Here is a 14,162-nt window from a genome sequence, read left to right on the forward strand (position 1 = left end):
TTTAATTATATATATAATAAAAATTCGTTGAATCAATCAATGTCTTTTTATGTTTCACCATTTGGGTAAAAGAACTTTTAAAAAATCCTGTTTCAGAATTAATAATTTCTTTTTTGTCTAAAATATAATAAATATTTTTTTTTGATAGTTGTTCATAATCTTTTTTCCAACTAGGATATTCCACATCCATTTCCCAAGGAGATCTATTTAAATTTTTATTAAACATAACTTCAAAGATTGGTGAACCTGGTAAGAAAATAGAATTTTCAAATTTCTTTTGAAGTGCCTGAGCTTCTTTAATATAATCATAATTATTTTCACTAATTAACATGCCTGAATATATTGGAATATTTTCTTTTATAAAAATAAATTTTGTTTCTAATATACTTTTACTAAAATAAGGCGATAAAAGTCTATAAATAATAAATAATGCTATTACTACAATTACAACTAAATTATTAATTTTTTCTGAAAATCTAAATTTATCATCAAAAGCAAATACTAAAATTGGTAACATTAAAAGTACATTTGAATAACCCCAAGAAATTGAAACACTCCACGTTATAAAAAATAAAATTATTAAGGCTAAAAATTTTTTAATATCGTATGCTATATATGATCTTATATCTTTGAGAAAAAATGATAATAAGAGTAAATATATCGTTTTAGATCCCTCGAATTCAATATTAGAGCCAAATAATAAGTGTTTTAACATTGGTAATAAATACAGTATAAATAGAGCTAAAATAATTATACAATTGTATAATTTAATAGAGCCTTTTCTATTCATTCTTTGAATAACAACAAACAATAATATCGCTAAAAATAAAATCACTCTGAAAATATATTCTGAAAATATATAATCTTTAAAGCCTGCTTTGAAAAAACTATTTATACTATTATTGACATGGGTTTGTTCCAAAAACAAATCAATATTCTTTTCTAATTGATATTTAAATGTAACTAATAATAAAGCTATTAATATTAGTACTATGAAAAAAAATTCTATTTTAAGAGATTTTAATTTAACTTCATTTTTTCTGAATTTGTAGTAAATACAGATAGTATTAATGAAGAAAATAATAAAGAAATCTAAATAAAAAGATTGTTTCATTGTAGCTGCTATACTAGCAAATGCAATTGATAATATAAATTTTTCTTTTGTGAAAAATAAAAATGCAAAAGACAGAAAAAAAACACCATCAATGGTATGCCATGGCATTATATTAAATGTATGTATAATTAGAATGGAACAAATAAATATTGACAATATATAATTTTTTATTTTTACACCTACATTTTTAAATCCTTTGAAAAAGTTTTGAGTAATAATTAATATTTCAATTAAAACTAATAATCGTGAAATAATCCCCAAATAAGACTTAAAATTCCAAAATGGAGTTAAAATAATATCCCAAAATACAATACTTCCAAATGGTCTAACATAATCAAAATCTTTATATATAATTTGTCCCTCCTTAATTCTTTGAACATAGGAGATAATAAACCCCGAATCTATGAAATCAATATTATAAATAAGTAAAATAGCAAGATATATAAAAATTAATATACCCAAACTTGTACAATAAAAGTTTTTCTTATTGATCATAATTCTCTTATAATCATTCCTTTTTTATCAATTTTACCTCTTTGTCTTGCAGGATTACCATACCACACCGTATATGGAGGAATATCTTTAGTAACTACACTACCCGCTCCTACTAATGCGTATTCTCCAATCGTATGTCCTGCAATAATAGTTGCATTTGCCCCAATGGAAGCTCCTTTTTGAATAACTGTTTTTTCAAATCTTTCTGGATATTTTTTTGATCTAGGGATTAGATCATTAGTAAAAGTAACATTTGGACCAATAAAAACATCATCTAGAATTGTTATTCCGTCCCAGATTTGAACACCAGATTTAATTGTTACATTATTGCCTATTTCAACTTCATTTTCAATAAAAACATTAAAATTTATATTGCAATTCTTTCCAATACGTGCCTTACTTAATATTACACAGTATTGCCAAACTTGAGTCCCATCTCCTATACTTTCTGTTTGTACTTCTGCTGTAGGATGAATTTTTATCATTTCCTATATGATTTAAAATCATTATAATCTCTAAAATAATCATTCTCATCGTATATTTCTGATGCTAAACATAACAATACAGCGCTATGTGTAAATTTAATATCCCTCCATACTAACTCAGGTATATATAATCCTTTTTCTGGAGAATCTAATATAAATGTGTTTTTATAGCCCTTCAAATTTTCTGTATTAAATTCTATTGTTCCTGAAACTGCAAAAATAAATTGTTTTAATTCTTTATGTGCATGCCCTCCCCTAATTACATCTTGTGGTGTATAGTAAGTCCAATAAACTCTTTTTATTTCAAATGGAATGTTTTTCTGAACCTCTGCTACAGTTATAAAACCTAATTGAGAGGAACCAATTTTTTCAAAATTGATTATTTGCTCTTTTACTAACTCCATTTTACCTTAAGATTTTTCTATTTACTAATAGTTTAAATAAAGAGTAATTATATAATGATAATCTTCCAATAAGATAAACTAATCTATGCCTTCTCTTAAAAATTTTTGATTCGTTGACTAATACACTTCCATTTAAACTTGTAAATCCATCTTTTAAAATCGCCTTAATTCTCTTTTTAAATTCAGTAGCATAATTCAACTTATTTTCATTATATATTAGGTGCATCGATATTAATTCTTCGTAAATTTCATTTTCAAATTTAGTGCTTATCTCGTTATAAACTCCTACATCAATTAATAATTTTCTTAATAAGACGTTTGTATAAACCCTATCATAGAAACGATACGTTTTCTTTTTAGATACTGATTCACTGTGCTGATAATAATAATATATTCCTTCACAATAACCTACTTTTCTAGATTTAGAATATAAAAATCTAGTAGCTAGCTCATCAAAATTCATCATTCCCTTCGTATCAACATGTACAATATCTTTAAATTTATTTGTACGCCATACACAAAATGTATGAATATTCCATCCTATTGTCTCAATTAATGCTTGTCTTCCTTCTAAAATTCTTCGATCTTGCATTTTATAAATTGTTTTATGTTCATCTACAAAAAACAAGTCCAACCTTATAGCATCTAGATCTTCAGTAAATGAGCCTATTGCTCTTTCAAAAGCATTATAACTTAAATAATCGTCATGACCATGCAAGAAAGTATATTCTCCTTCAATTAAACTTAATGAAGCTTTAAGCACAGATTCTATGCCTCCGTTTTCTTTATTTATGATTTGAATATACTTGTATTTATTTGAATATTCTTTTAATATTTTATAAGTATCATCTTTAGATCCATCATTAATACATAAGATTTGTAATTTTTGATAGGTTTGTTTTAACAAACTATCTAAAGTTTTTTTTATAAATTTAGAAGAATTGTAGCAGGGTATAACTACTGTTATTAGACCTTTAACCATGATACTCTGATATGAAATTAATATTTGGCCTTATAATTCCTGGAGATAAATTAAAATTACCATTTACTCCCTCATTTAAAACCTCGAAACTAAAGTTATCGTAATAGAATAATAAATCTGTAGAATTAGCTCCAAATATTAATTTAAAATAATAATTACCTGCATTTAACAAGTTTTTAGGCAAATCAAATTTCACTTTATAAACACCTGTTTTAGAGTTTTTTAAAGGCGTCAAGATGCAGCTTGCACCAAATACATTTATCTCATCTTGTGTCATTAATATAAAAGAGGTATCTAATACCACATCCGAAACTTTATTTAAAAATTCTAACTCTATTTCTAGACCAGACCCAACACTCAATAATTTTTCAAATCTAGGCTTAACTTCAAATTTTATAATTTCAATTTTATCATTTCCTATAAATCTACTAGCTATAAGTTTATTTGCTTCATTTTGTCTTTTTTGATATTCTAATACAGATTCAAGTGCCCCCCCCAGATATACTACTGATCCTTTTTCTAAAACTATTCCTTTGTTACATAATTGTTTAACAGCGGCCATATTATGACTTACAAATAATACAGTTCTTCCTTCCCCTTTGGAGACATCACCCATTTTTCCTAAACATTTTTTTTGAAATTCTGAATCTCCTACTGCCAAAACCTCATCCACGATTAGTATTTCAGATTCCAAATGTGCGGCAACTGCAAAAGCTAATCGTACATACATTCCTGAACTATATCTTTTTACAGGCGTATCTATGTATCTCTCACACCCTGAAAAATCAACAATTTCATCAAATTTCCTACGTATTTCGCTACGAGTCATTCCTAAAATAGCACCATTTAAGTATACGTTTTCTCTTCCTGTCATTTCAGGATTAAATCCTGTTCCTACTTCTAACAATGAGGCTATTCTACCTTTAACTTTAAAACTTCCTGTTGTAGGTTGTGTTACCTTACTTAATAACTTTAATAAGGTTGATTTACCCGCTCCATTTCTACCAATTATTCCCACAGCAGTGCCTTGCTCAATCTCAAAGTTTACATCTTTCAATGACCATACATAATCTGAATTCCCTTTTACAGATCTATCATTAGATTCTCCTATTTTCAAATAAGGATCTTCCTTTCCTCTAATTTTTGCCCACCAACGATTTAAATCATGGGATATAGTTCCTGTACCCACTTGCCCTAAGCGGTATTGTTTGGATATATTTTCTGCTTTTACTGCTAATATCTTATTCATATTTTTTAATTAAACAGTATCCATAAATGTTTTTTGTACTTTGTTGAAAATAATTATTCCTAAAAATAAAGTTATAGAGATAAATATGGTTGAATATATTAACATATTTAAAGAAAAATCTCCCACCCCTAAATATCCATACTTAAAGCATTCGAAGATTCCTGAAAGTGGATTTATATCTATAATCCATTTATATTTTTTTGGAAAAGAAGATATAGGAATAATTACCGGTGTTACGTACATTGAAAGAGAAATTCCAAAACCTAAAAGCATCGATAAATCTTTATATTTGGTTGTCATAGATGAAAATATCATCCCAACCCCCATGGAAAACATCGCCATTAACAAGAGTAAAATTGGAGTTGATAAAATCCATAAATTAGGCTCAATCTCTCCTTTTAATAAATAATATATAATTACAATTATAAACAATAAATATTGCACTATAAACCTCATCAAGTTTGAGGCTATAATGGATAATGGCATAACTAAACGAGGAAAATAAACTTTGCCAAAAACTGAAGCATTTCCTACAAATACATTTGAAGTACTAGTTAACGAGGATGAAAAAAAATTCCATAGAGTAACTCCTGCTAAATAAAAAACTAGCATAGGAGCTCCATCTGTAGACAAACCTGCTACGTTTCCAAATATAACTATGTACATTAGAGTTGTTAATATTGGATTTACAAAAAACCACATAGGCCCTAAGATCGTTTGCTTAAAAGAGGTAATAAAATCCCTTTTTACCAACATGTAAACCAAGTCTCTATATTTCCAAACCTCTTTTAGATTTAAATCTAATAAGGAATGTTTGGAACTTATAACTTCCGTCCAAGTTTGTGGTGATGATTCATTCATCTTTATAATATATTTTTTAAATATTCTCCATACCCGCTTTTACCGTATTTATCTGCTATGGTAGAAAGTTTTTCTTGATTAATAAATCCTCTTTTATAAGCAGTTTCTTCTATACAGCCAATCTTAATTCCTTGCCTTTTTTCAATTACACGTATATATTCTGAAGCATCGTGTAAGGATTCAAACGTGCCCGTATCTAACCAAGCGGTTCCTCTATCCATAACCCCTACTTCTAGTTTTTGTTTAAGTAAATAGGCTTGATTTATATCTGTAATTTCATATTCTCCTCTGGCAGAGGGTTGTAGATTTTTTGCGATTTCTACCACTTTATTGTCATAAAAATATAATCCCGGTACAGCATAATTAGATTTAGGATTTAAGGGCTTTTCCTCAATGGATATCGCTCTCATATGCTCATCAAATTCAACCACTCCATATCTCTCGGGGTCATTTACGTGATAAGCAAAAACAATAGCTCCTTTGGGATTTGTTTTTTGTCTCAGCAAATCACCCAATCCTGCTCCATAAAAAATATTATCTCCTAGAATTAATGCTACTGAATCGTCTCCGATGAATTTTTCTCCAATTATAAACGCTTGTGCCAATCCGTTAGGCTCATGTTGAATTTCATATGTTAAATTACATCCAAAATCCGAACCATCTCCTAATAATTTTTTAAAACAATTTTGATCATGTGGGGTAGTTATGATTAAAATATCATTAATATCTGCCTCCATTAATACAGATAATGGATAATAGACCATTGGTTTATCATAAATAGGCATTAGCTGCTTACTTACGGCTATCGTTAATGGATACAACCGAGTTCCTGAACCTCCTGCAAGTATAATTCCTTTCATTTTAATATAATATCTAACTATTATTTATATTGAGCTTCGTAATATTTTTGATATTCTCCACTGGTAACATTATTTAACCATTCTTGATTCTCTAAGTACCAATCTATGGTCTTTTCTAATCCTTCTTCAAAAGTTACCGATGGTTTCCAACCTAATTCTCTATTTATTTTTGTAGCATCTATGGCATATCTTAAATCATGCCCTGGACGATCTTTTACAAACGTGATTAATTTAGCGCTTTCCCCTCTTTGCCTTTCTAGCTTTCTGTCCATTAAATCACATAATAGATTAACTAAATCAATATTTTTCCATTCATTAAACCCACCTATGTTATAATTATCATTATTTTTTGCTTCATGAAAAACTAAATCAATGGCAATAGCATGATCAATGACATACAACCAATCTCTTGTGTAATTTCCATCTCCATATACTGGTAACGGTTTATTATTTATGATATTATGTATCATTAAAGGTATCAACTTTTCCGGGAAATGGTTAGGTCCATAGTTGTTGGAACAATTGGTTATGACTACCGGTAGACCGTAAGTATCAGCATAAGCTCTTACAAAGTGATCGGAAGAAGCTTTGGAAGCTGAATAGGGAGAGTGTGGATCGTATTTGGTTTCTTCTTTAAAAAAACCTGTTTGACCTAATGCTCCAAAAACTTCATCTGTGGAAACATGGTGGAATCTTTTTCCTTCGTATGAGTCTTTCCAAATATTTTTAGAAGCATTTAATAAATTTACAGTTCCTATAACGTTCGTTTTAACAAACTCTAAAGGAGATGAAATAGATCTATCTACATGAGATTCTGCAGCTAAATGAATAACTCCATCTGGCTGGATATCGTTAAAGATATTATTTATTTGCTTTTCATTAGTAATGTCTGCCTTTATGAATGTGTAATTGGATTTAGATTCTATATCTTTTAAATTTTCTAAATTACCAGCATAGGTTAGTGCATCTAAATTTATAATTTGATACTCTAAATATTTATTTACAAACTGTCTAACTACATGAGATCCTATAAATCCTGCCCCTCCGGTGATTATAATTTTTTTCATTGTAATAAGTATATTGATTATCCTATGATTAATTTATGATTATTTTTCTTCCTATGCTTTTATAATAAAAGCCATGCGCTTCCAGTTCCTCTAAATTATATAAATTTCTTCCATCAAAAATAGCTTTATTTTTCATTCTTTTTTCTAGCCATTCGAAGTGTGGATTTCTAAACTCTCCCCATTCAGTAGATATGACTAGCGCATCAACATTTTCCACACATTCATACATATCTTTGGCATAGGAAATTCTGTCTCCTAATAATCGTTGAACATTTTCAATAGCAATAGGATCATATGCTTTTATACTTGCACCTTTCTCTAATAATTTATTAATAATTTCTAGGGATGATGCTTCACGTATATCATCTGTATTTTCTTTGAAAGCTAATCCCCAAACGGCAATACACTTATTTTTTAAGGTTCCTAAATGTTTTTCAATATCTGGAACTAATATTGTTTTTTGCTTTTCGTTTATTTGCTCTACGGATTCTAGTATTTTAAAATCATAACCTATTTCGTTACCACTTTTAATAAGAGCTTTAACATCTTTGGGAAAACAACTTCCTCCATATCCTATTCCAGGAAATAAAAATCTATGACCAATTCTATCGTCAGCCCCCATCCCCATTCTTACTTTATCTACATCTGCTCCTACCTTTTCACAATAGTTAGCTATTTCATTCATAAATGTGATTTTAGTTGCTAAAAATGAATTCGCTGCATATTTGGTTAGTTCCGAAGATTTTTCATCCATCTTTATTAAGTTAACTCCTGCATTCGTTAATGGTAGATAGATTTTTTCCATAATTTCAAATGCTTTTTTAGAGCTTGCTCCTACAATCACCCTTTCAGGTCTCATGAAATCTTCAACGGCATAACCTTCTCTTAAAAATTCTGGATTGGATACTACATCAAAAGGTACTGAAGTTTTAAGCTTTATAAGCTCTCCAACCTTTTTTGCTGTTCCTACAGGTACTGTACTTTTATTGACTATAACTGTATATTGAGTTATTAATGTTGCTATTTGACCAGCTACTTCTAATACATAGGATAAATCTGCAGATCCATCTCCTCCTGGGGGAGTAGGTAAAGCCAAAAAAATAACATTTGATTTTTTTACTGCCTCTGCTAAATCGGTAGTAAAAAATAATCTATTCCCTTTTATATTACGTAAAAAAACCTCTTCTAGCTGTGGTTCATAAATGGGTACTTCTCCTTTTTTCATCATTTGTACCTTCTCTTCATTTATATCTACACAATGCACACTATGCCCCAAGTCCGCTAAACACGTCCCAGAAACCAATCCTACATACCCTGTACCAACAATTGTTATATTCATTTTTTATCTTTCTACTAATATCATTTGTTTATAAAGCTTAAAATATCCTGTAACTAACCCCCCACAGGAAAGATATATTTACATCTCCTTTATTCTTTCCAAAACCTGGAATCACTAAATTATCAACATGGTCTTGTTTCTTGGAGTAAACTAAAAATTTAGGCTTTATTATAAAGTCTAAATATAAAGGACTTTCTCCCAATTGTACCTTTGCACCTAAAACAGCTTCCAACCATCCAGCGCTTACATTTGCTTTAGGCAAAGAAGAATTTCCTATCGTTTGAACTTGATTAGAGGTGTTCATTTCTTTAATTGGATAGTTAATGATCGTTTGTTCATACGGTGTAAAAGCAAGCCTACCTCCTATATAAAAACCTTGCCCTGTTTTTTCGTAATAATTGGTTAAAATATAATTTACTCCTGCCTCTAAATAGATTCCTTTAGCATCTACATTCCAATCGTTCTCCTTATAATCATTTTTTTCATAGCCTACTTCTGCAACAGCTATCCATCTATTCTTAAATTTATACGAAACAAATCCATTATAATTTTTTTTACTGGAAAAAAAACTTGCAATAGGGTTTAATAAATCAACTCCTACAAAAAATTGTTTCTCATCTATTGACACTGAATCCTTTGAAGACTGTTGAGCCTGAACCAAAAACCCAAAACAATAACTAATAAGTAATATAAAGATCTTTAGATTCATTTTCTATTTTATTAGTAATTGGACTCAAATTTTTTATTTTATAGGTTTGTAAAAGTTGATATTTTACATCATTATAGGATACCTTAAACCCGCATGCTTTAGATACAAAAGATTGACTTGTATTATAAGTAACTGCTAAAATATCTTTTTGTAAACTATCAGCATTTTTATTTGTATAAAAATAAAATTTCGTCTCATTTGAAAAAGAATTTAAAGGCACTCTTATACTATCCACCTTAGAAAAAATACCCATCTGTAATAGCTTTCCATCTGAACTAAGTTTATCGACATATAAACTATCTAAAGTCAACGGCTTAGATATAGAATCTACAAATGCTATGGTAAGGTTTGGAGTCACTTGTTTGTCACAGACATCATCATCCACACATGCTTGAACAGCAAAAATAAATGAAATAAACAGAGACACTAGAAATATTTTTTTTAAAATCATAGGGCTTTAAGTTTTAACAAAGCTACACTTTCAACATGATGGGTTTGAGGAAACATATCCACAGCTTGAACTTTTACTACTTGATATTGATCTTTCATTAGTTCTAAATCTCTCGCTTGTGTTGCTGAATTGCAACTGACATAAACAATTTTTTCAGCTCGAATATTCAAAATGGTTTCCACTACTTTTTTATGCATTCCATCTCGGGGAGGATCAGTAATTATAACATCTGCATGTCCGTTCTCTGTTATGAATTCATCTGTGAAAATATCTTTCATATCTCCACAATAAAAAGTACAATTTTCTATTTGATTGTATTTAACATTTTCTTTAGCAGCTATAATAGCTTCTGGAACAGATTCAACCCCTATTACTTTTTTTGCTTTTTTGGATATAAATTGAGCAATTGTACCAGTACCAGTATACAAATCGTAAACAATCTCATCTCCTTTTAAATCGGCAAACTCCCTAGTAATCTCATACAATCGTACGGCTTGCTTATAATTCGTTTGAAAAAAAGATTTTGCTCCAATTTTAAATTTAAAACCTTCTATTTCTTCTTCTAAATAACCCTCGCCTGAGAAAGTTTCGATTGACAAATCATATATACTATCATTCCCTTTAGGATTTATAGCATACAAAATAGTCTTTACTTCTGGAAATTTCTCTTGAATAGACGAAAGTAATATTTCTCTTTTTCCCTTATTTTCTTTGAAAAATTGCACAAAAACTAATAGTTCATTCTTAGAGTTTGAACGTATCATTAATGTTCTTAAAAAGCCCAACTGTTGTTTAAGATCATAAAACTCCATCTTATATTTTTGAGCAAGTTCTTTTACAAAAAGTCTAATTTGATTGGAAGGTTCTTTTTGTAAATAACATTCTTTAATGTCCAACACTTTACTCCATTGTTTAGGTATATGGAAACCTAGAGCATTTCTATCTTCAATTTCTTCACCAGATTTGATTTCATTGAAAGTTAACCAACGAGAATTTGAAAAAGAAAATTCTAATTTGTTACGATAAAAATACTGTTCTTCGGAAGGTAGAATATTAATTTTTTTAAACCCTTCAATCTTTCCAATTCTGGTAAGATTATTCATTACTTCTTCCTCTTTGAATTCTAGTTGTTTCTGATAAGAAAGATTTTGCCATTTACAACCACCACAAACTCCAAAATGTTGACATCTAGGTTCAACCCGATAGGGTGAATATTCTAAAAACTCAACAGCCTCTGCTTCTATATAATTCTTTTTAGATTTAATTACTTGAGCGTTCACAACATCGCCTGGCACAGCTCCAGATACAAAAACTGTTTTCCCTTCTACATTTTTGCCTACAGCGACTCCTTTAGCACCAGCTGTTTGAAGTTTTAAATTTGAAATTTGAATATTTTTCTTCTTTTTCAATTCATAAAATAATAAGTAAACAAAAGTACGTAATTTTATTTTTCATAAAAAACTTTTGACTTACTCACAATGAATAATATTGAATCTTTATAAACTATGCCTTATATATATTAAAAAAAGCTGTATTTTTGATAGTAAATAATACAACCAATTTAGTCAAAATGAATATATTATCTGAACGCATCAATCGGCTTAGCTATTCCCAAACCTTTGTTATGTCTAACAAAGCTAGAGAATTGAAAGCCCAGGGTATTAATGTAATTAGTTTAACTTTAGGTGAACCAGACTTTGAAATCCCTGAATTTGTTAGAGAATCTGCCATTAAAGCTATCAATAATGGGGTAAAATCTTACACTCCCGTTCCTGGATATCTTGAATTACGAAAAGCTATAGCCAATAAATTTAAGCGCGATAATAATCTAGACTATAAACCTGAACAAATTATTGTTTCTAATGGAGGGAAACAATCGATTATAAACGTTCTCCTATCTGTATTAAATGATGGAGACGAAGTTATTGTACCAGCTCCGTATTGGGTAAGTTATTTTGAGATGGTAAAGTTAGCCGGTGGTGAAAATGTTATTGTTGAAACAAATATAGATACTGACTTTAAAATAACTCCAGAACAGTTAGAAAATGCTATTACCTCTAAAACTAAAGCCTTTTTGTTCAGCTCCCCATGCAATCCTTCTGGAACTGTATATACTAAAGATGAACTTCAAAGTTTGGCTAAAGTACTTTCTAAACGTCCTAATATCGTTATAATTTCTGATGAAATTTATGAATATATAAATTACGAATCTAAACATGAAAGTATCGCTCAATTCCCTGAAGTATTTGAACAAACCGTAACCATCAATGGGGTATCTAAGTCTTATGCTATGACTGGGTGGAGAATTGGATATTTAGGTGGGCCAAAATGGTTAACCGAAGCTTGTGATAAAATTCAAGGTCAGATGACCTCAGGCGCAAATTGTATAGCCCAAATGGCATCTATTACAGCTGTAGAAGCAGATCCATCAAATATAAATTACATGATTGAAGGCTTTAAAAGTAGAAGAGATCTTGTTTATAATCTTTTAAAAAATATTCCAGGCTTTAAAGTTAATAAACCTGCAGGTGCCTTTTACTTTTTCCCTGACATATCTTACTATTTTGGTAAAACCATACAAGGTACTGAAATTAAAAACTCTGATGATTTTGCATTAATGCTTCTTGAAAAAGCTCATGTAGCTACAGTTGGAGGAGTATCTTTTGGCGATAGCAATTGTATTCGATTATCCTACGCTGCCTCTGAACAAGAACTTATTGAAGCTATGAAAAGAATTAAAGAAATTTTATCATAAAAATAAAAAAGAGTTCAAATAATAAATTTGAACTCTTTTTTTTAGTAAACCTAAAAAAATAAGGTTTCAGCGACTCAATCGATTATTATTTTGATAAATCAACTGTTTCAGCTACAGCAGCTGTACTCATTACCGATTTAACTCCGTTTTTCACGTTGGTCTCATTCTCGAACATTTCACTTGTTCCTACCACTTGACCATTTCCTGCTTTCAAATTAAAAAACCATTTACTATTTGAACTTTGTTTAAGCTCAAAACGATCCTCATTTTTTGCATTTCTTTTTACAGAACTAACTCCTTTTTGGCAATTTGTTTTTTGTGTGTATCCTTCACTCGCAAGAATAACTTCTCCATTTTTCGCTTTTAGTCTAAAGCGAAAAGCTCCTGACTTGTCTTTAAAAATTTCAAACATAACTTGTACAATTTTAGTGTTTATTTATTAGTACTTATTCGAAAGGCTTAAAAATTTAAGCACTAAACCTTTCAAACATGGACGCAAAAGTAAAACTTTTTTATCACATAATACCAAAAAAACATGTTAAAATTATTCCTTTCCTATTTTTTATTTATCCCTCTTTGTCTTCTAACTTCATAACAGGAGATCGAAACTGCATTACTTATGTTTAAAGAATCTACTTTCCCCTGCATAGGTATAAGAATGTTTTCTGTAATCTTATCTTTCCAAAAATTTGATACTCCCGAGTGCTCTGTACCAAATATTATAGCCGTTGATTGGTCTAAAGAAATTTCTTGAATTTCTTTAAAATCCATATTCATAAAAGTCGCATAAGTATTTATCTTTCTATCTTTTAAAAATTCATACAACTCTTGATTGGCTACATGAATAATAGGAACATTAAAAACAGAACCCACCGATGATCTAATAACATTCGGATTGTAAATATCTACTTTTTCATCACAAACAAATAGATAATCCACCCCAAAGGCATCCACTGACCTACAAATAGCACCAAGGTTCCCTGGCTTTTCGATGGATTCTATAATAACTAAAAAAGGATCTTTTTTTAATTTTATTTTTTTTAATTCTTCTTCTTTTTGTCTGTACACGCCCACAATACCTTCGGTAGACTGCCTATAGGCAATCTTTGAATACACTTGTTTAGATACTTCGTAAATTTGTATATTTTTTGGTATATTTATATTATTCTGAAAAATTGATGTTTGAATAAAAAACTCAATCGGATCATAATTATTTTGTAAAGCAAAAAAATTCTCTTGAACTCCTTCTACAATAATTTTATTTTGAATCTTTCTTTCTCTACTTTTTTCAATTAATTTTAATAGCTTTTTTATTTTTGGATTTTTATCACTTTCAATTGTCATTTTAATAAAACTTCTTTTAAAGATTTTATCAAAAATAAATAATCTAA

Annotated in this window: 15 protein-coding genes; 1 reads left to right on the top strand and 14 read right to left on the bottom strand. The window is 29.4% G+C overall.

From position 1 onward, the window contains the following. Window position 1: 1 nt before the first annotated feature. The 12 genes from ETU08_RS01585 to rlmD are packed head-to-tail and all read right to left on the bottom strand — an operon-like array spanning window position 2 to window position 11,425. Entirely contained in the window at window positions 2-1,609 is a 1,608-nt protein-coding gene (locus ETU08_RS01585) for a hypothetical protein (RefSeq protein WP_146261260.1), read from the bottom strand. Further along, on the bottom strand, window positions 1,606-2,094 hold the full coding sequence (locus tag ETU08_RS01590) for an acyltransferase (RefSeq protein WP_146261261.1): 489 nt from the start codon (window positions 2,092-2,094) through the stop codon (window positions 1,606-1,608). Before ETU08_RS01590 ends, ETU08_RS01585 begins: the two co-directional genes overlap by 4 nt. Beyond that, complete coding sequence (locus ETU08_RS01595) at window positions 2,091-2,498, bottom strand: sugar 3,4-ketoisomerase (protein WP_146261262.1); 408 nt, start codon at window positions 2,496-2,498, stop codon at window positions 2,091-2,093. Before ETU08_RS01595 ends, ETU08_RS01590 begins: the two co-directional genes overlap by 4 nt. 1 nt (window position 2,499) lies before the next feature. Further along, window positions 2,500-3,480 (bottom strand): glycosyltransferase family 2 protein, encoded by a 981-nt coding sequence (locus tag ETU08_RS01600; RefSeq protein ID WP_146261263.1) that lies wholly within the window; start codon window positions 3,478-3,480, stop codon window positions 2,500-2,502. Next, window positions 3,473-4,729 (bottom strand): ABC transporter ATP-binding protein, encoded by a 1,257-nt coding sequence (locus tag ETU08_RS01605; protein WP_146261264.1) that lies wholly within the window; start codon window positions 4,727-4,729, stop codon window positions 3,473-3,475. The genes ETU08_RS01600 and ETU08_RS01605 overlap by 8 nt, the downstream gene beginning before the upstream one ends. Before the next feature lie 9 nt (window positions 4,730-4,738). Beyond that, a complete protein-coding gene (locus tag ETU08_RS01610; RefSeq protein ID WP_146261265.1) occupies window positions 4,739-5,590 on the bottom strand; it encodes an ABC transporter permease in 852 nt (283 codons plus the stop codon). Between the two features lie 2 nt (window positions 5,591-5,592). Beyond that, window positions 5,593-6,450, bottom strand: coding sequence for a glucose-1-phosphate thymidylyltransferase RfbA (gene rfbA / locus ETU08_RS01615; protein WP_146261266.1), 858 nt, complete (start codon window positions 6,448-6,450; stop codon window positions 5,593-5,595). 20 nt (window positions 6,451-6,470) lie between these two features. Then, the gene (gene rfbB, locus ETU08_RS01620; protein ID WP_146261267.1) at window positions 6,471-7,517 is read right to left on the bottom strand and encodes a dTDP-glucose 4,6-dehydratase; all 1,047 of its coding nucleotides are present in this window, start codon (window positions 7,515-7,517) and stop codon (window positions 6,471-6,473) included. A gap of 28 nt (window positions 7,518-7,545) precedes the next feature. Then, a complete protein-coding gene (locus ETU08_RS01625; RefSeq protein ID WP_146261268.1) occupies window positions 7,546-8,856 on the bottom strand; it encodes a UDP-glucose dehydrogenase family protein in 1,311 nt (436 codons plus the stop codon). Window positions 8,857-8,893: 37 nt separating this feature from the next. Continuing rightward, complete coding sequence (locus tag ETU08_RS01630; RefSeq protein ID WP_146261269.1) at window positions 8,894-9,565, bottom strand: DUF6048 family protein; 672 nt, start codon at window positions 9,563-9,565, stop codon at window positions 8,894-8,896. Beyond that, the gene (locus tag ETU08_RS01635) at window positions 9,534-9,992 is read right to left on the bottom strand and encodes a DUF6452 family protein (protein WP_146261270.1); all 459 of its coding nucleotides are present in this window, start codon (window positions 9,990-9,992) and stop codon (window positions 9,534-9,536) included. The genes ETU08_RS01630 and ETU08_RS01635 overlap by 32 nt, the downstream gene beginning before the upstream one ends. Window positions 9,993-10,012: 20 nt before the next feature. After that, on the bottom strand, window positions 10,013-11,425 hold the full coding sequence (gene rlmD / locus ETU08_RS01640) for a 23S rRNA (uracil(1939)-C(5))-methyltransferase RlmD (protein WP_146261271.1): 1,413 nt from the start codon (window positions 11,423-11,425) through the stop codon (window positions 10,013-10,015). A gap of 161 nt (window positions 11,426-11,586) precedes the next feature. Between rlmD and ETU08_RS01645 the strand changes: the two genes are divergently transcribed. Beyond that, complete coding sequence (locus ETU08_RS01645; protein ID WP_146261272.1) at window positions 11,587-12,771, top strand: pyridoxal phosphate-dependent aminotransferase; 1,185 nt, start codon at window positions 11,587-11,589, stop codon at window positions 12,769-12,771. Window positions 12,772-12,856: 85 nt separating this feature from the next. Here ETU08_RS01645 and ETU08_RS01650 read toward each other — a convergent pair whose 3' ends face one another. Continuing rightward, window positions 12,857-13,183: a YegP family protein gene (locus ETU08_RS01650; protein ID WP_146261273.1), complete on the bottom strand. Its 327-nt coding sequence runs from the start codon at window positions 13,181-13,183 to the stop codon at window positions 12,857-12,859. A gap of 143 nt (window positions 13,184-13,326) precedes the next feature. Next, a complete protein-coding gene (locus ETU08_RS01655) occupies window positions 13,327-14,115 on the bottom strand; it encodes a TrmH family RNA methyltransferase (RefSeq protein ID WP_260390916.1) in 789 nt (262 codons plus the stop codon). Window positions 14,116-14,162: the final 47 nt, after the last annotated feature.

Source organism: Apibacter muscae (assembly GCF_007845635.1).
Taxonomy (GTDB): domain Bacteria; phylum Bacteroidota; class Bacteroidia; order Flavobacteriales; family Weeksellaceae; genus Apibacter; species Apibacter muscae.

What these genes read in the sequence shown, in the direction of transcription:
- ETU08_RS01655 (WP_260390916.1), bottom strand. Translation starts at nt 14,115, where the DNA reads ATGACAATTGAAAGTGATAAAAATCCAAAAATAAAAAAGCTATTAAAA.
- ETU08_RS01600 (WP_146261263.1), bottom strand. Translation starts at nt 3,480, where the DNA reads ATGGTTAAAGGTCTAATAACAGTAGTTATACCCTGCTACAATTCTTCT.
- ETU08_RS01610 (WP_146261265.1), bottom strand. Translation starts at nt 5,590, where the DNA reads ATGAATGAATCATCACCACAAACTTGGACGGAAGTTATAAGTTCCAAA.
- ETU08_RS01650 (WP_146261273.1), bottom strand. Translation starts at nt 13,183, where the DNA reads ATGTTTGAAATTTTTAAAGACAAGTCAGGAGCTTTTCGCTTTAGACTA.
- rfbB (WP_146261267.1), bottom strand. Translation starts at nt 7,517, where the DNA reads ATGAAAAAAATTATAATCACCGGAGGGGCAGGATTTATAGGATCTCAT.
- ETU08_RS01645 (WP_146261272.1), top strand. Translation starts at nt 11,587, where the DNA reads ATGAATATATTATCTGAACGCATCAATCGGCTTAGCTATTCCCAAACC.
- ETU08_RS01595 (WP_146261262.1), bottom strand. Translation starts at nt 2,498, where the DNA reads ATGGAGTTAGTAAAAGAGCAAATAATCAATTTTGAAAAAATTGGTTCC.
- ETU08_RS01625 (WP_146261268.1), bottom strand. Translation starts at nt 8,856, where the DNA reads ATGAATATAACAATTGTTGGTACAGGGTATGTAGGATTGGTTTCTGGG.
- rfbA (WP_146261266.1), bottom strand. Translation starts at nt 6,450, where the DNA reads ATGAAAGGAATTATACTTGCAGGAGGTTCAGGAACTCGGTTGTATCCA.
- ETU08_RS01605 (WP_146261264.1), bottom strand. Translation starts at nt 4,729, where the DNA reads ATGAATAAGATATTAGCAGTAAAAGCAGAAAATATATCCAAACAATAC.
- ETU08_RS01585 (WP_146261260.1), bottom strand. Translation starts at nt 1,609, where the DNA reads ATGATCAATAAGAAAAACTTTTATTGTACAAGTTTGGGTATATTAATT.
- ETU08_RS01590 (WP_146261261.1), bottom strand. Translation starts at nt 2,094, where the DNA reads ATGATAAAAATTCATCCTACAGCAGAAGTACAAACAGAAAGTATAGGA.
- ETU08_RS01630 (WP_146261269.1), bottom strand. Translation starts at nt 9,565, where the DNA reads ATGAATCTAAAGATCTTTATATTACTTATTAGTTATTGTTTTGGGTTT.